We start from the raw sequence: 16,871 nt of genomic DNA, 5'->3' as shown, positions 1-16,871 counted from the left end.
CAAAAGAAATGCAAAAAAAAGGCCAAAAATTTTTGGCGCTTATTTTTTCTTGTAAATGATACCTGGATTGCATCGAATCATTTCAAACTTATCACTCAAGCCTGACATTGATTCTGAGGCTCCTAAAATCAAAAAACCGTTAGGATTTAATTGTGCTGCAAACTTATTAATGATCTGCGATTTGATTTCTGGAGAAAAATAGATAAGTACGTTTCGACAAAAAATAATGTCAAATTTGCCCATTAAACTGTAGTTATCCAATAAATTTAGATGTCTAAAATTAACTAACCGGCGAATATCTGCCTTCACTTTCATCATACCGTTACCGCTGTCTTCAAAAAAAGCTTTGCGACGTTGGTCCGACAATCCTCTCGATAAAGCAAGATTGTCATACTCGGCATTTTTACACAGGTCTAGCATAGTGTTACTGATATCAGTCCCTACTACGGAAAAATTAGCCCGACTTTTTGATTTTGCCTTATATTCGGTAATGGTCATGGCAATTGAATAAGGCTCTTGCCCCGACGAACTCGCAGCGGACCAGATCTTAATGCCTTTGCCCTGATCTATTTCGGGAAATACTTTGTTTTGCAAAAGGTCAAATGGATAGGTGTCTCTAAACCATAAGGTTTCATTGGTGGTCATTGCATCTACGACCGCTGAGCGCAGTTGTCTTTCCGTTGGTTTCAGCGTGCGGTTGACCAATTCCGTTAGTGACTCTATATCAAATCGAGCCATTAGAGGCGACAGGCGACTTTTAACCAAGTACATCTTACTGTCGCCTAATACGATTCCGCACTGTTGCTCAAGAAAATTGCAAAAAGTGCGATACTCGTTATCAGCTAAGTTATTATTTCCCACTATTAAACACTCTACTTAATTTTATCAATGTTTAATCCGCATGCAGCCATTTTTGAACGGCACCGGCAAGCTCATCTGGGTTGAATTTCGCAATAAAATCATCAGCGCCCACTTTTTCAACCATAGCATGGTTAAAGACTCCACTTAATGACGTATGCAAAATAACATGTAAGTCGGTTAGTTTCGGTCTAGATTTCACTTCGGCTGTTAGGGTGTAGCCATCCATTTCTGGCATTTCAACGTCTGATATAAGTAAACCAATTTTCTCAGTTACTGAGTTGTTACACTCCGCGCCAACTTCAACCAAGTAATCCAGTGCTTCTTTGCCGTTTTTCTTAGCTACGATTGGCAAACCAACTGCTTCAAGCGCACGTTTTACCTGATTACGAGCAACTGATGAGTCGTCCACTATAAGAATGGTTCTATCGCCCAACTCGTCTTGCATTTCTTGTGAGTCAGAAATAAGGCCGTCACTGACTTTTGTGCTCGAAGGCGCTATCTCTTCCAGAATTTTTTCAACATCCAGTATCTCGATAAGTTCTTTATCAATTTCGGTTACAGCTGTTAGGTAGTTTGTTCTGCCAGACCCTTGTGGTGGTGGCATTACCGACTCCCAGTTGAGGTTAACAATTCGCTCAACAGAGTCCACTAGAAAGCCTTGGATTGTTCGGTTGTATTCGGTAATGATAATAAAGCTGTTTTTGATATCAACAATTGGACGACCGCCAGTCGCTAACCCCATGTCAATAACAGATATTGTTTGACCACGAATATGTGCAATACCTTTAACGAATGAGTTAAGTCTTGGCATAGAAGTCAAAGGTGGGCACTGTAGTACCTCTCGGACTTTAAATACGTTGATGCCGTAGCGTTGACGTCCTTTCAACTTAAATAATAGTAATTCCAGTCTATTCTGACCGACTAACTGGGTTCTTTGATTGACTGAGTCAAGAATACCCGCCATAAATTTTTCTCCAAAACTAGGAACGATACTTGCTAACTATAACTAATACTGTGTTATCGATATTTTCGCGTCAATATTTCGACGAATTTGAAACTCAATAATTTCATATCTTTAACTATAAGATACAGCATAGTAAAAAGGCGATTAATATGTTGAAAAATTTGTTAATAATTCTTCTTTTAAGCATAAATTTTATTTTTGTGGCTTTTCCCCTATCGGCAAAAACCGCAAATTCTTTAGCGCATGATGCTCTTTTACAACAAGTTTCTGATTTTGTTCAGGAACAAGTGAATCCGCACAATACGCCAAACATCACGGTAAAAGCAATGCCTCTCGATAGCCGAATCCGTATTACTCAGTGTCAATCTGAGCTTGAATTCGAAATGCCATCAAGACAACGCTTTACTCGACACTTCCCAATAAAAGCAACTTGTTACGACAATGGCGCTAATTGGAAAGCCTATGTTCAAGTGCGAGTTTACGAATATATAGAAACTATAGTCACCACTACGCATATTGCAAAAGGAGAAGTGGTTTCTAAGGACATGATTAAAACTGCTCTAGTCGATAAGTCAAAGGTTCGAGCAAAGTCTACCGATGCAATGGAGAATATAATTGGCGGACGTGCAATGCGAAATATTTCAAGGGGCTTTCAAGTTTCTGGAAGTGACGTTTGTTTGGTTTGTAAAGGTGATAGTGTTTCAATTATTGCGGACTATAATAACTTGAGTATTAAAACTTCAGGAACAGCATTGGAAAACGGTTCATTTGGAGAGTCGATTCAAGTTAAAAACAACTCTTCGGAGCGTATTGTGAAAGGTGTTATTGGCGATTTGAGACAAATATTCATTAAACTATAAAATATGTTAAAGTTTACGGTAATAAAGCCGATAACGATGACAGAGAAATTTTATAAATCGGGTGATGTATGGTTAATAATGTAAATAACAATTCGGTAAATGGAGCTAAAGCTTCAGCTTATCAATCGCAAAATCAAAAGCTTGAACAAGCTAAGCAAGAATCTGTGTCAAATACAACACAGCAAGCGAGTAGTGCGAAATCAGCGGAAAAAGATTCCGTTGCATTAACACCACAAGCGAAACAATTAAAAGATTTACAAAAGAAGATCACCGAATCTGAAAGCTTTGATCGTAAGAAAATTGACGATATTAAAAAAGCGATAGCCAGTGGTGATTACAAAATTAACTATGACAAGCTAGCTGAAAAGCTGTCTGCATTTGAGTTTGATTTATAATATGACTACTGAGCAACCTACTACTTCTGTCGACGTTTTATTACGTCAACAACTAGAGTCTTTAACTAATCTAAAAGCGCTGTTAGGCAACGAGCTAGATGCCGTGAAGCGACGTGATGGTAATGATTTAGTTGAGGTTGCAAAACAAAAAGAACTGATGCTGATAACAATCCAGCAGACTGATCATCAGTTAAGCCAACACCCGGCTGCCGATACTATTAATAACGATGAGGCACACGCATCTTTGAAAAAAGACATCACCCGTCTATTAGAAGAGTGCCAAACACAAAACGAAGTAATTTATTTAACTGCAAAACAAAATGAAGTTGTTATCGAGCAAGTCAAACATATGCTCATAGGCGGCAGCAAAAACACCACCTATGACGCGTATGGACAGAAAAAATCAGGTCCAAGCCTTACAAAAGGTATTAAAGCTTAAAACTTTCTAATCTTCTCAATGTAATGACGTACTCTAAGTACATCAAGTCGTTGACGGTTGGCATCTAATACATAAGCATCAAATTCATCCGCTATTTTCTTCGCTGCGTTGTGCATCATATTAAACGTTTGCAACGCCTCTCCAGCATTTGGCAATGTCATAAAAATACTTAAACCGCGAGTACTTACCTGCTCCATGTTATCAATATCAAACGTGCCTGGGTTATACATATTCGCTAAGCTAAACAATATTTCGCCATGTCCTGAGCTCTGTTCGTGACGATGAAAGAAGTCCATCTCACCGAACTTAAAACCTAAAGTTAATAATAGTGGCAATAATTTGGCACCATCGATCATGTCACCTTCCGGCTTATCGATATATAAAATCAACACTTCATTTTTCTTAGCTGGTTCTGCTGTTGTTTCTTTTTTTGTTTCTTCTTGAGCTGCTGCTGGCTCGTCAAAATCTGATGTAGCGTGTTGTTCGAACTGAAAATTAGAATCATTTTGTTTTGTTGACGCTTCATCATCTAAGGCCGAAAAACTTGGCATTTCATCATCGTCTAACAGCGAGCCTTGACTATCATCTCTGGTCAATTGCGGTGCTACTTCATGTTCTATTTCAGGTTCTATTTCAGGTTCTATAGAAATTTCACTCACGTGACCTTGTACCCTAAGCCCACGCTCGTCCTTGGCGGCTTTATCATGATGGTAAATGGAGTCCACATCTACGTCTACAACTGGCAGGCCGTGCTGACTATCGGCGCCCAAGGTACTAAAGTCCATTTCCATCTGCTTTATTTTTAACGACTGTATTTCAAGTTCTTCTTCGTTTAAGTCAACCTCTTCTGGCTCTGAATCTTTCGCGTGTAATTTACGCTCTTCGTTGACATTTTTTCGCACTGTCCAAATACCATGTAAAACCACTGCACCAATTGCCAGTGAGCCTAATAAAATAAGTGCTAATCTAAGTTCTTCAGCCATGTTAATTAAAAACCCTATTTACGTTCCATTGCATTAAATAGCATCTGCCATTTCTACTGCTTGTTGAATATCTACTGCGACCAATCGAGAAACCCCGGGCTCTTGCATAGTTACACCCGTTAAGTGAGTCGCCATTTCCATTGCCACTTTATTGTGGCTTATATATATAAATTGCACCGATTCTGACATTTCGTTGACCAGTTTACAGAAACGTCCAACATTTGCATCATCTAGTGGTGCATCAACTTCGTCCAACATACAAAATGGTGCCGGATTCAGTTTGAAAATTGAAAAAACCAATGATAATGCGGTCAGCGCTTTTTCGCCACCACTAAGCAAGTGAATTGTCGAGTTTTTCTTGCCCGGAGGACGTGCCATTATCGAAACCCCAGTGTCCAGTAAATCGTCACCTGTTAACTCTAAATATGCAGCGCCACCGCCAAACACTTTAGGAAACAGAGTTTGAAGTCCTTCGTTAACGTTGTCGAAGGTCTCTTTAAACTTGGCACGAGATTCCCTATCTATTTTTCTAATTGCTGACTCTAGTGTTTCAAGGGCATTTACCAAATCAGTATATTGCTCATCTAAATACCCTTTTCGTTCTGCCTGTATGTCATATTCATCAATTGCTGCCAGATTAATTGCCCCTAGGCGTTGAATTGACGATGTCGCTTTTTCTAGATTATCAGTCCATAGTTTTTCTTCAGCATCGTCTGGCATATTCTCAAGTAGCGCTTTTAATGACTGTTCCATATCTTGAAGAGACTCAATCATGCTTTGCGCTCGCACTCTTGCGCCCTCACATTCCATTTTAATGTCTGTAATTTGCTCACGCATTTTATCGAGTTTCGCTATAACTCCCGACTGCCCTTGCTCTAAGGTCTTAATTTCGTCATCTATTATCGCGGCTTCACTATGCAATTGCATGAGTTGTTCTTCACTTTCTAGCTTATCTAACAGCGCTTGCTCTAGTTGTTCAGCTAAAAGTTCACTCGATTCATTTTGCTCATTGCCCGATAACAAATCATTCTTTCGCATTTGTAATTGCTTGATTTGAGTCGACGCGCGATGAATATTTTGTTGTAGATTTGATTTGGTATTTTGTAACGATTGTACCTTTAACGACAATTGATGAGTTTCTTGCTTTAGTCGCTCCACTGTCATTTTTGCGTTAGTAAGGGTTTGTTGCGCTGATGCTTTGTGTTGTTCAGTTGTATCGCTTTGGCTTTGAAGTTCTATTTCTGCTTCTTGCGCTTGTAATTGTTCTTCTAAAAGCACTTCTAGTGTCAGGTTCAACTCATCAACGGTTTGAGTTAAAGATTCAATTTGTGACTGTAGCTTTAGTTTCTGTTCACTAAATTGCTGGGCTTGTTGCTCTAAAAAGCCATACTCTAACTGGGCTTTTTGTAGTGCTTGTTTTTGTTGTTCTAGTTGGGTTTTAATTGCCTGATAGTGAGCCTGAGAGTCTCTAGTTTCTGCAATCGAATTTTCCAGCAACATCTGATTATTATACGTTTCTTGTTCAATTACCGATAAAGATAAGGTTAAGGTTTCTATTTCGGCCAAACGTTTTAATACACCATTATTGCCAGCGTCATTATCGGCGTTTTGTACACCACCTAATCCAGTCCAGTTTTTACCTAGCCACTGCCCTGACGGTAAAAGTACAGCCAACCAATCGTCATTATTTATAATGTGTTGAGCTTCATCTAAATTGTCGGCTAGCGCGACCTTGGCAAACCATGCTGGCGCTACGCCCGCTGAAATCACTGACATAGCATTTGGCACAAGACTGTTTGACGAACGTTTAGGACTTTCGTCAATGTCGTTGCTGTTAGCAGTTAAAACATATTGTCCTGGCTGTGTTAACTCCGCTGTTGGCAATTCAGAAACCATTAGCGCGTGTCCATGATGACTCAGCAGTTGCTCTATAGCATTTCGCCACTTTTCCTCGACATTTAATTGGCCAACTAGCAGCCCAAGCGTTTCTATTTCGCTAGTGTTATTACTACTTTGATTAGCAAAGAGTTCGTCACGCCATTGTTCAAGTTGCTCTAATTTTATTTGCACCCTTTCTTTTTGTCTAAGTGTCTGATCCACTTTCTCTTGTGCTTTTTTTCTATTTTCTTGATGAAGATCATCAAGATGAGCAGCCTCGGCATATTGCTCTGACAATTCGCTAATCGCGGAGTTTAACGTGCCAATAATTTGGTGTTGTTCGGTAAGTTGCTGCTGATAATCGTTTGTTGATAGCTCTGCCAATTCAGTTTTGAGATCTGTTAAACGCTGATTACTTTTTGATAGTTCTAATTGTTGATGATGTAAACGAGTATCAATAATCTTTATTGCTTGCTGAGCTTTGGCAACAGCCTGAATTTGTTGACTAATGCCTTGTTGCGTTTGTTCGTAATTTTGCTCAGCGTCATAAAGTTGTTGCTCTGCTTGACTAAGTTGCTCGTGAAGTAATTCTTGTTCTGGCTCAAATGATAGTAATTGTTCGCTAATGTCTTCTAACGAAGCTTGTTCTAATTCAAGGTGTTGCTGATTTTCAACGATGCTTGTTTCTAATTGCGCTAATTGCTCTTGTTGACGCGAGCGGTTTTCTTGTTCAAAAACAATTTGTTGCTCGAGTTTGGTAATCTTATTGCCAGTTTGATAAACAATTTGCTGCTTTTCTTGAACTTTATCGGTTAATTCCTGCAATTGTTGTTTTTTAGTAATTAAACCTAGCTCTCCACCACGTTGTTGGGCCATGAAGGCTTCAAGCTCAGTTTCTTTTTCTAAACGCTGCCTGTCGTGAAAGTTAAGCTGTTCGTTATATTTGTGCCACTTCAATGCGGCTAACTCCGCTTTATATTGGCGCTCTTGCTTTTTTAATTCTTTAAAGCGTCTGGCTGTTGCGGCTTGACGTTTAAGTTTCTCTAGTTGAGTACCGAGCTCTTCCCGAACATCGGCTAAACGCTCTAAATTCTCTCGTGTATGCTTGATGCGCGTTTCGGTTTCTCGTCGACGTTCTTTGTATTTTGAAATACCAGCGGCTTCTTCTAGAAAAACGCGGAGCTCATGTGGCTTAGACTCAATTAATCTCGAGATCATGCCTTGTTCGATAATGGCATAACTTCGGGGACCTAAACCCGTTCCTAAAAATATATCGGTAATGTCACGACGGCGACATTTCGTGCCATTTAAAAAGTAGGTCGATGTAGCGTCTTTAGTTACTACACGTTTGATTGAAATTTCACTTCTACTGGCGAGCTGACCTTGCAACTTTCCTTCGGTATTATCAAATAACAGTTCAACACTGGCTTGGGATACAGGCTTTCGATTGGTTGAGCCGTTAAAAATGACGTCGGTCATTGCGTCGCCACGAAGGTTTTTCGCTGAGCTTTCACCTAATACCCAGCGTACGGCGTCTATTACGTTAGATTTACCACAGCCGTTTGGACCGACAATAGCGGTCATCTGTTCCGGAAACGGAACCGTGGTGGCATCAACAAATGACTTAAATCCAACCAGTTTTATATGTTTTAGACGCATTTACGTTTGTTACTTGCTTTTAGTTATTATTATGGGGGCAAACGATAGCAAATTTTGTTGTACTTTGTAACACTTGCCGACTTGCTTAGTCTTCAAACAACTTTATACTTAAGACTTTGTAAAATAAAGTTTGTTTGGGGTTTTTATAATGACAATGAGTGATGGCGTTAGTTATTTTTTTCGCGGTTTTGGTTTATTAAAGACTAAAGGCTTGAAACGTTTCATTTTAATTCCGTTAATGGTTAACTTTGTTCTTTTTATTGGCGCTTTTTATTACCTTTTTGATGTCCTTGGTGCCAACATAACTTGGATGCATGAACAAATACCTGATTGGTTAAGCTGGCTAGAGTTTATTATTTACCCGTTTGTAATTTTATTGATGGTTTTATTGTTTGGATTATTCTTCACAACGGTTGCCAACTGGCTAGCCGCACCTTTTAATGGTGTATTAGCAGAACGAGTAGAAATGCATCTAACTGGCCAAGCTCCGCGTCAAGACTCTGTTGCCGCTTTAATTAAGGCGACGCCTCATACCCTGCTCCGAGAATGGAAAAAGCTCGTTTACTTTATTCCTAGAATGATTGGGTTCTTTCTAATTGGTTGGTTTTTTCCGGTTATCGGTCAATTGATTTGGTTTGCTTTTATTGCGTGGGTTTTAGCAATTCAATACTGTGACTATGCTTTTGATAACAACAAATATAGTTTTGATTTCATGCGTTATATTCTTAGTCAAAATAAGTCAGCCTGTTTTGGGTTTGGCGCTTCAGTTTCAATTATTACTTCGTTACCCTTTATCAATTTACTGGTAATGCCCGCTGCTATTTGTGGTGCAACGTTAATGTGGGTTGAACAACTTGAAGAGCAAACTCGAAGTCAAAGCATTTCAGAACAAGACTAGCCTTTTGTAAAATTTGGCGTTGCCAGTCGTTCTTGTTGCAGGTATTTTAGTCATCAATTAATTTATATATGGATTTAAAGTCTCTATGGGTTCGTTTTCTAAAGCCGAGTTATCAAACCTAACTGCCAAGGATGAAGGTAACTTTTCTATTGTATTGACGCTAGGCTTAATATTTTTGCCAGCCGTTGTCGCTGCGTTAGCATATCTATTTTTTACTTATGGCGTAGTCGCACCGAGTGAAATTGGCCAAATCGGTGAGTTTTTTGGTGGTTGGTTAACACCTCTGGTTGGCTTGTTCGTATCTTTACTTTTAATATTTACTCTCCGTTTTCAAATTCAACAAACGCGCCTAATTAGATTAGCTATTGATAAGTCTGCCGAAGTTCAGAATAAGCTCGCTGATACCCAAGAGGATATTTTAGCTCGCTCGCATATTAATTTTGAACTTGAATCCAGTGCAAAGGGCTTAATTAGCCTAGTTGAACAGGCTGATTCTATTTTAAATACCAAAGTAAATATTTACGTTGATATACTAAATTTTGATAATAAATTACCTCACGAAACTCGACTGTTTAATGTCATTGATTCGTGGAATCAAGATCTGCAACACAGCAAAGAGTTTAATATCAAATTTAGACATGATCGTGATGCGAAGGTCATCGCTAAATATCTTCATAATGTTCACCACGAAATATATATTTGTCAGTCACTCATCAAAAACAAAGGTTGGGTCTATATTTCTCCCTATGTTAAGTCAATTACTGAGCATGTTGAGGCAATCATAACCTTAAACGCAGTTAAGTTAGTTACCGACGCAGAGATTTGGAAAATCAAATTAGCGATACATAATGCCTTGGAAAAATTAACCAGCGGTAAAGAAGGTAAAGTGATTCTAAGCAGTGAAATTATTGCTGAACTGATAAAAGATAAGTTAGAGCTGCTCTATCATGAGCTCCCAATACCTGCGGGTTTTGAAGAGCAAGCAAAAAGTTTGATGCCTGAGCAGATCGAACAAAACGTTGATAATCTTTTCTAGCGCCGAATTTAATTTGCTCTTTTGTTTCATACTTTTGTTGCGTACTTTTGACAAAAAAGCGACCTAAATCATTAGTATTAAAATTACTTTATAAAAAGTCACTGCGGTGGCTTTTTTACTACCTGCCACTTATCAAGTCCCGCTCAACACCTTATCAGCATGAAAAACAGGGGTAAATTCGATCTTTAAATTAAGTCGTGTTACACTTTTTCGCAATTTCATTCCTTAAACAAACATTAGAACTCTAATAAAAAAGGTGTCCCTTGATTAGTTATACATTTTTGTCAATTTTACTGTATTTTTTGCTGATGCTAGCCATTGGCGTCTATGCAATGCGACATTCTACTGCAGATAATAGTGAGTATTTATTAGGCGGTCGTAATGTCAGTCCTAAGGTGACTGCTTTATCAGCTGGTGCTTCTGATATGAGTGGCTGGATGTTGATGGGCCTACCTGGTGCTGCTTTTATAAATGGTTTAGATAGCATTTGGTTGGCACTAGGGTTATTAATTGGTGCATATGTTAACTATATTTTAGTGGCGCCTCGCCTGCGAGTTTACACTGAAGTTGCCGATGACTCGCTGACTGTCCCTGAGTTCTTTTCAAAACGTTTTTCGTTGAATAACAGTTCCGTTCGTATTATTGCTTCTATTGTTATTATCTTATTTTTCACATTATATACATCTTCAGGTTTAGTTGCCGGCGGTAAATTATTCGAGAGTGGCTTTGGTATGGGTTACGAAACAGGGGTATTGGTAACAGTGTCTGTTGTTATTTTATACACAGTACTCGGCGGTTTCCTTGCGGTTAGTTTGACCGATTTTGTTCAGGGTTGCATTATGTTCATCGCACTGGCCATGGTTCCGTTATTTGCAATGGGTCAGTTAGATAACTTGTCTGGTATCTCTTCGATGATAACGAGCGACTTTGTTACTGAGGTAAGTAGTAAAGATGCATTAGGTTGGCTTGGTGTATTAAGTTTGATGACTTGGGGTTTAGGCTATTTTGGCCAACCTCACATCATTGTCCGGTTTATGGCGATCAATTCACATAAGCAAGTAAAAACAGCAAGACGCATTGGTATGTCTTGGATGACGGTAACTATTGTTGGTGCAGTGTTAACTGGTATTGTCGGTCTTCACTACACGCAACAACATAATATTGCTATTGACGATCCTGAGACAATTTTCGTGATGTTGTCACAAATTCTATTCCACCCTTTAATTGCTGGTTGGTTATTAGCGGCGATTCTTGCGGCTATAATGAGTACGGTATCGTCTCAACTATTAGTATCATCAAGCTCATTAGTTGAAGATTGTTACCGTATATTTATACATAAAACAGCAAGCGATAAGGAACTGTTATTAGCCAGCAGGTTATGTGTGGTTATTGTTGCTGCCGTTGCTACGGGAGTTGCTTTTAATTCTAATAGTGGCGTACTTGATATAGTTTCTAGTGCTTGGGCTGGATTTGGTGCTGCGTTTGGGCCGGTCGTGTTATTTGCATTGTTATGGAAACGCATGACAAACGAAGGCGCTATAGCGGGTGTTTTAGCTGGTGCTATTACGGTTATTTTCTGGAAACACGCACCTGTTTTAGCTAACGGTGATGCGTTATCTACTCTGTTTTATGAGTTATTGCCAGGTTTTGTTGCGTCTTCAGTGGCAATCTATGTTGTGAGTATCTTCTCTAAAGAGCCGAGTGAAAAAACCTTAGCTCAATTTGAAGAAACACAAACAATTATAAATTCTTAGTTTAGTAATTTAACGATTTTAGGTGGAATAATTTTGGAAAAGTATGAAGAGTTACTAGTTGCAATTCGACGTGTAATTCGCGCAATCGATTTGCGCTCTAAGAAACTAAGTAAAGATGTGGGTATCACTGGCCCACAATTGCTCGTTCTGCAAGAACTTGGGGCTGATCCGGGTATTACTGCAAAGCAAGTTTCAGATATAGTGAACCTTAGCCAAGCTACAGTCACTAGCATATTAGATAGGTTAGAAACTAAGTCTATGGTTGAGCGCGTGCGAAGCGAGTCAGATAGACGACGTATTGCGCTTTACTTAACCGCACAAGGTAAAGAAACGTTAAAAAATGCGCCTCGTTCAATGGAAGATAGTTTTATTGAAAAGTTTAATACGTTGGAAGACTGGGAGCAGTCTTTGTTGTTATCGAGCGTACAACGAGTTGCAAATATGATGGACGCTAATGAATTAGACGCCGCACCAATTTTGAATATTGGTGATATTACGCCTAAATAAAAATAACTGATACGTACTGAAACCGGCTTAAATAGCCGGTTTTTTTATGCCTGAACGCAAACTATAAATAGAACTAATAACAGACATAAGTAACTTGAATATTATTTAGTACAATAATGATTAGACTTCTAAGTATTAAGCTGTATACTTTACAACCTGATTCGAGTAATAGGATATAAGTAATGAATACAAACTCTTGGAATGACTGGAACCGAATCGTCTTGAAAGTCGGAAGTGCGTTAATTGCCCCTAGTGGCAATGGCTGTAGCGCTCACCAATTATTTCCAATCGCCCAGTTTATTATTGAATGTAAAAAACAGGGTAAACAAGTCGTGCTGGTTTCTTCTGGTTCAGTTGCTGCAGGTCGTCACGTTTTTTCTAGTCCTGAGCACCCTTCACTAGCATTGAAAAAAGCCATGGCTGCCGCTGGGCAAGCTGAAATGGTAGCAACCTGGGATCGTCTATTTGATTTTCCGACCTCACAAATACTATTAACACATGGTGATTTGCGCGATCAGGAACGTTATCAAAGTATTAGAGATACATTAATTACCTCTCTTGAACATGGCGTAATGCCCATTGTTAATGAAAATGACACGATAACCACCGATGGCTTGAAGGTGGGTGATAACGATAATTTATCGGCCATGGTAGCTGCTGCGGCTGGTGCTGATGCATTGATAATGTGTTCTGACATTAATGGCTTATATAATAAAAACCCTAACCTTCATGATGACGCAGAATTGCTTAGTGTTGTAAGCGAAATAACAGATGAAGTGAAGAAAATGGCCGGTGGAGCTATTAGTTCAATGGGCACCGGTGGTATGTTGACAAAACTACAAGCGGCAGAAAAAGCGACGGCGCATGGGATTACTACTTTTATAGTTAATGGTTTTGAAGCAGAAACCTTTTCGAAGCTAGTAAGAGGCGACAATCCAGGCACCGTATTTACGCCATATAAAAATCCAATGCAAGACGATTTACATTGGTTGACTCACACTACTAGAGCGCAGGGTGAAATTATCGTTGATAACGATGGTGCGATATGTGTATTAGACGACGATAAAACGCTTTCTAGTGACCAATTAGTTGATGTTAAGGGCAACTTTAACATTGGAGATACGGTGTTAGTTAAGACTGAAAATGGTCACCGCGTAGCAAAAGGTGTTGCAAATTATAGTAGCTGTTTAATGGCCTATATTTCTGATAAACAGGCTCCAGAAGAGTCTTCTTTTCCTACTATTGACTCACTTATTGAAGATACAAATATTGCCGTATTAAAGGAAGCCTAATGAGCTATATCGAAACGATTTCAAAAGCAGCTAAGTCTGCATCTAAAAAGTTAGCTATTTTATCGGAACAAGACAAAAACGAAGTTTTGTTGTCTATGGCAAAAAATATTAAGAGTGCTGAAGCTGACATATTAAAAGCGAACGAATTAGATTTAAAACAAGCGGAAGAAATGTCCTTAGAGGCCTCGTTTGTTGATCGCTTAACATTAAACGTTGAACGTATTGATGACATGGTCAATGGAATCAAAGAAATTGCTGAACTTGACGATCCAATTGGCAACCGCAAAAAGGTCACCACTCGTCCAAACGGACTAGAGATCGAAAAAATGCGCATTCCGCTTGGTGTCATATGTATGATTTATGAATCTCGTCCAAACGTAACAGCAGACGCCGGCGCCCTTTGCTTTAAGTCTGGTAATGGCGTAATTTTGCGAGGTGGTAAAGAAGCATTGCATTCTAGCTTGGCAATTGCGGCAGCGATGCACAAAGCGCTAGAAGAACATGGCTTGCCTAAAGAATTAGTTTCTGTGATTGATAATCCGGCGCGAGAACTCGTATTGGAACTAATTTCGCAAGTTGACAGCATCGACTTAGTAATTCCTCGTGGTGGCGAAGGCCTTATTAAGTTTGTGAGTGACAATAGTAAAATTCCAGTTATCCAGCACTTTAAAGGTGTTTGTCATTTATATGTAGATAAAGAGGCTGACTTTGAAAAAGCACTTCGTATTCTAGAGAATGGTAAAACACAGCGCACTGGTGTTTGTAATGCACTAGAAGGCTTATTGGTTCACAGTGATATTGCCGCCGACTTTTTACCTATTGCTGCAAAAATGTTGCAAGATAAAGGTGTTAAAGTGAATGCCTGTCAGCGTTCACATGGCTTTTTTCTGAGCCCTCGTCTACTGCCTTATGAAGATTTTGGTCAAGAATACCTAAGTTTAGAAATTGCTGTACGTACTGTAGATGATTTTGAGCAAGCGTTAGAGCACATAGATCAATTTGGTAGCCATCACACAGAAGTTATTTGTACCGAAAACAAAGCAACTGCTGAGCTTTTCCAGCTAGCTGTAGACGCTTCTGTTGTTATGGTAAATGCAAGCTCTCGCTTTTCTGATGGCTCGCAGTTAGGCCTAGGTGCAGAGATTGGTATTGCTACAACTAAGCTTCATGCTTATGGCCCTATGGGTTTAGAGTCACTTACTGCAGAGAAGTTTGTTGTTAGTGGTGAAGGTCAAGTTCGCGCTTAATTGTTTTATTAATAAAGAGTGTTTCTTAAGTAATTACGCCAAAAGCGGCGCTTTCTAAACCTTAATTTATAAGTTTATTTCTCCTCTATTTTTAGGCCCTTTTAAAAAAAAGGGCTTTTTTTTTATTTGATTCACTGTTTTTTAAGCAAATTCTTGAGTGTCGTCTACACTTTCATTGTAAATTAACAACAATGAGACAGGGTACTATGAAAAAAGTATTGCAACTTGGTTTTCCAATCGGGCTTATCGCCTTATCGACTGCCAGCTTTACCGCTAACGCAGATATACGCTTTAATGGGTTCGCTTCGATAGTTGCTGGTCAAACGCTTAGTGATAACGAAACTTATCTGGGTTATGACAACGACTTATCGTTCAAAAATGAATCTTTATTTGCGCTACAAGCTGTAGCGGATTTAGGCGATGGCTTATCAGCAACAGCACAAATAGTGTCACAAGGAAGCGATAACTTTAACACCGAATTTGCCTGGGCCTACATTTCTTACGAAGCGAGTGACTACACTACTGTTCGCGCAGGTCGTTTAAGAATACCGTTTTATTTATATTCTGATTATCTAGATGTTGGTTATGCATACCCATGGGTAAGACCGGCTAATGCTATGTATAATTTACCATTTAGCAATTATGACGGGGTCAGCGTCGTTCATAATAAACTCGTTGGTGACTGGGATTTTTCATTTAACTTCTTATACGGTGAACTTTCAGATACCTTCTTTGAGGATACAACTCCAACAGACGGCTCATTGAATAATATTTTCGGCTTAGCGACTAGTTTTACAAAAAACTGGTTTAGTGGTTATTTTACTTTCATTCAAGGTGAAGTGGATATCCCAGTTGCCGGAATAGAGTCTTTCGCTTCGTTGGCTCAAGCGTTAGGTGCATCACAGTCAGCTGCTGATGAACTTAGGATCAATGGGGACACAGGTACCTTTATAGGTGCTGGCTTTAATATTGATTATGAGAAATGGTCAATAATTGGTGAGTACTCGCAAAACGGTACGGATAACTCGGTACTTCAAGAAGACGACAAAGGTGGTTACATTAGCTTTGGTTACCGTGTGTCTGATTCAACCATGCCTTATCTATTGCTCGAAACCTTTGAAACTAGCGCTAACTCTAGTATTGCGGCAGGCTTACCAAACGTTACAATTCCAGCTTTAGGAACTGCCTTTGATGGCGCACCTTTACGTGCAGCTGCTCAAAGTGTTGTTAACCAAACTAACAGAAATGAATATACATCTACCTCTGTTGGTGTTCGTTATAACTTCCATCCAAGCGCTGCATTTAAAGTCCAATACACTATGACTGATAATGATTACAACGATGCATGGGATGCAGATACTATTGCGTTTGCTGTAGACGTTGTATTTTAAAGGAGGAAGGCATGAAAAAACTTACTGTAGCTCTTATAGCAACATTATTTAGCTTTCAAACCTTGGCGGTTAATATTGTCGTCCACCCGTCAAATACAGATGCGCTTGATAAAGCTTCCATATCACGTATCTTTTTAGGAAAAGCTAAGTCATTTCCTGGCGGTGGCGCAGCAACGCCCGTTGATCAGGCCGAAGGTGCAGCGGTAACAGACGAGTTTAATGATAAAGTATTAAGTCGTTCTGCTAGCCAACTTAAAGCTTATTGGTCTAAGTTAGTATTTACTGGTAAAGGCACACCACCTAAAAAGTTAGATAGTGATGCAGCTGTAATTGACATGGTTTCTAAAAACCCTGACATGATCGGTTATATTCAAGGTGATGGTGGCGGCGCTGTTAAGGTAGTCGCTAGCTTTTAATTAACCAGTCTTCAAAAATAAATGGATTACTAAACACGGATGTTTATCTCCCCCTCTTAAAAGCCCATAATACCGATTGTAATTTATATTCAGATTTGTTTATTTTCTTCCTCTTTTTCTTGATGTTTGTCATTAGCATTTAGTTTTAAAACTAATTTCTAGTTGTAAATTTACCGTCTTGAAATGCTTATACATTAATCAAATTTTAATCATTTTTTTTATCCTGTACCTATACCTGTACCGTTAAAAAAACGGTAACATTGGCGCGGTAAAATTAACCTTTACAACAAT

At 39.1% G+C, this 16,871-nt stretch carries 15 protein-coding genes; 11 read left to right on the top strand and 4 right to left on the bottom strand.

What is annotated here, in order from left to right; all coding sequences use genetic code 11:
• Positions 1–39: 39 nt before the first annotated feature.
• A complete protein-coding gene (locus ACZ1GV_RS04130; protein ID WP_472675359.1) occupies positions 40–861 on the bottom strand; it encodes a CheR family methyltransferase in 822 nt (273 codons plus the stop codon).
• 31 nt (positions 862–892) lie between these two features.
• Entirely contained in the window at positions 893–1,825 is a 933-nt protein-coding gene (locus tag ACZ1GV_RS04125; protein WP_472675358.1) for a chemotaxis protein CheV, read from the bottom strand.
• A 149-nt stretch (positions 1,826–1,974) separates the two neighbouring features.
• Here ACZ1GV_RS04125 and flgA point away from each other — a divergent pair, with 149 nt between their 5' ends.
• The 3 genes from flgA to flgN all read left to right on the top strand — a co-directional run bounded on the left by flgA (position 1,975) and on the right by flgN (position 3,519).
• A complete protein-coding gene (gene flgA / locus ACZ1GV_RS04120) occupies positions 1,975–2,685 on the top strand; it encodes a flagellar basal body P-ring formation chaperone FlgA (RefSeq protein WP_472675357.1) in 711 nt (236 codons plus the stop codon).
• A 68-nt stretch (positions 2,686–2,753) separates the two neighbouring features.
• A complete protein-coding gene (flgM, locus tag ACZ1GV_RS04115; protein WP_472675356.1) occupies positions 2,754–3,080 on the top strand; it encodes a flagellar biosynthesis anti-sigma factor FlgM in 327 nt (108 codons plus the stop codon).
• A gap of 1 nt (position 3,081) precedes the next feature.
• Positions 3,082–3,519, top strand: coding sequence for a flagellar export chaperone FlgN (gene flgN / locus ACZ1GV_RS04110; RefSeq protein ID WP_472675355.1), 438 nt, complete (start codon positions 3,082–3,084; stop codon positions 3,517–3,519).
• Here flgN and zipA read toward each other — a convergent pair.
• Entirely contained in the window at positions 3,516–4,502 is a 987-nt protein-coding gene (zipA, locus tag ACZ1GV_RS04105; protein ID WP_472675354.1) for a cell division protein ZipA, read from the bottom strand. The two genes, flgN and zipA, sit on opposite strands and share 4 nt — an antisense overlap.
• Before the next feature lie 33 nt (positions 4,503–4,535).
• Complete coding sequence (gene smc, locus ACZ1GV_RS04100; protein WP_472675353.1) at positions 4,536–8,039, bottom strand: chromosome segregation protein SMC; 3,504 nt, start codon at positions 8,037–8,039, stop codon at positions 4,536–4,538.
• 148 nt (positions 8,040–8,187) lie between these two features.
• On the opposite strand from smc, the gene cysZ reads away from it, so the two are divergent.
• The 8 genes from cysZ (at position 8,188) to ACZ1GV_RS04060 (ending at position 16,580) form a co-directional block, all read left to right on the top strand.
• Positions 8,188–8,937 carry a sulfate transporter CysZ gene (gene cysZ, locus ACZ1GV_RS04095; protein ID WP_472675352.1) on the top strand — a complete coding sequence of 250 codons (750 nt, stop codon included), beginning with the start codon at positions 8,188–8,190 and terminating at the stop codon, positions 8,935–8,937.
• Positions 8,938–9,022: 85 nt separating this feature from the next.
• Positions 9,023–9,973, top strand: a complete 951-nt coding sequence (locus ACZ1GV_RS04090; RefSeq protein ID WP_472675351.1) for a hypothetical protein — start codon at positions 9,023–9,025, stop codon at positions 9,971–9,973.
• Positions 9,974–10,236: 263 nt separating this feature from the next.
• Positions 10,237–11,727 carry a sodium/proline symporter PutP gene (gene putP, locus ACZ1GV_RS04085; RefSeq protein WP_472675350.1) on the top strand — a complete coding sequence of 497 codons (1,491 nt, stop codon included), beginning with the start codon at positions 10,237–10,239 and terminating at the stop codon, positions 11,725–11,727.
• A 33-nt stretch (positions 11,728–11,760) separates the two neighbouring features.
• Complete coding sequence (locus tag ACZ1GV_RS04080) at positions 11,761–12,234, top strand: MarR family winged helix-turn-helix transcriptional regulator (RefSeq protein ID WP_472675349.1); 474 nt, start codon at positions 11,761–11,763, stop codon at positions 12,232–12,234.
• A 182-nt stretch (positions 12,235–12,416) separates the two neighbouring features.
• Positions 12,417–13,526, top strand: coding sequence for a glutamate 5-kinase (gene proB, locus ACZ1GV_RS04075; protein ID WP_210559870.1), 1,110 nt, complete (start codon positions 12,417–12,419; stop codon positions 13,524–13,526).
• Positions 13,526–14,773, top strand: coding sequence for a glutamate-5-semialdehyde dehydrogenase (locus ACZ1GV_RS04070; protein ID WP_472675348.1), 1,248 nt, complete (start codon positions 13,526–13,528; stop codon positions 14,771–14,773). Before proB ends, ACZ1GV_RS04070 begins: the two co-directional genes overlap by 1 nt.
• Positions 14,774–14,979: 206 nt before the next feature.
• Positions 14,980–16,164, top strand: coding sequence for a porin (locus tag ACZ1GV_RS04065; protein WP_472675347.1), 1,185 nt, complete (start codon positions 14,980–14,982; stop codon positions 16,162–16,164).
• An 11-nt stretch (positions 16,165–16,175) separates the two neighbouring features.
• Positions 16,176–16,580, top strand: coding sequence for a type 2 periplasmic-binding domain-containing protein (locus ACZ1GV_RS04060; protein WP_472675346.1), 405 nt, complete (start codon positions 16,176–16,178; stop codon positions 16,578–16,580).
• Positions 16,581–16,871 lie beyond the last annotated feature (291 nt).

Source organism: Psychrosphaera sp. HA2-10, from assembly GCF_055693745.1.
Note: the sequence above shows the minus strand (reverse complement) of the source record. Positions and strands in the feature narration are given on the sequence as shown.

Excerpts from the sequence above, each read along its gene's own strand:
- ACZ1GV_RS04125 (WP_472675358.1), bottom strand. The coding sequence starts at position 1,825 with ATGGCGGGTATTCTTGACTCAGTCAATCAAAGAACCCAGTTAGTCGGT.
- flgA (WP_472675357.1), top strand. The coding sequence starts at position 1,975 with ATGTTGAAAAATTTGTTAATAATTCTTCTTTTAAGCATAAATTTTATT.
- flgM (WP_472675356.1), top strand. The coding sequence starts at position 2,754 with ATGGTTAATAATGTAAATAACAATTCGGTAAATGGAGCTAAAGCTTCA.
- flgN (WP_472675355.1), top strand. The coding sequence starts at position 3,082 with ATGACTACTGAGCAACCTACTACTTCTGTCGACGTTTTATTACGTCAA.
- zipA (WP_472675354.1), bottom strand. The coding sequence starts at position 4,502 with ATGGCTGAAGAACTTAGATTAGCACTTATTTTATTAGGCTCACTGGCA.
- smc (WP_472675353.1), bottom strand. The coding sequence starts at position 8,039 with ATGCGTCTAAAACATATAAAACTGGTTGGATTTAAGTCATTTGTTGAT.
- cysZ (WP_472675352.1), top strand. The coding sequence starts at position 8,188 with ATGACAATGAGTGATGGCGTTAGTTATTTTTTTCGCGGTTTTGGTTTA.
- ACZ1GV_RS04090 (WP_472675351.1), top strand. The coding sequence starts at position 9,023 with ATGGGTTCGTTTTCTAAAGCCGAGTTATCAAACCTAACTGCCAAGGAT.
- proB (WP_210559870.1), top strand. The coding sequence starts at position 12,417 with ATGAATACAAACTCTTGGAATGACTGGAACCGAATCGTCTTGAAAGTC.
- ACZ1GV_RS04070 (WP_472675348.1), top strand. The coding sequence starts at position 13,526 with ATGAGCTATATCGAAACGATTTCAAAAGCAGCTAAGTCTGCATCTAAA.
- ACZ1GV_RS04065 (WP_472675347.1), top strand. The coding sequence starts at position 14,980 with ATGAAAAAAGTATTGCAACTTGGTTTTCCAATCGGGCTTATCGCCTTA.
- ACZ1GV_RS04060 (WP_472675346.1), top strand. The coding sequence starts at position 16,176 with ATGAAAAAACTTACTGTAGCTCTTATAGCAACATTATTTAGCTTTCAA.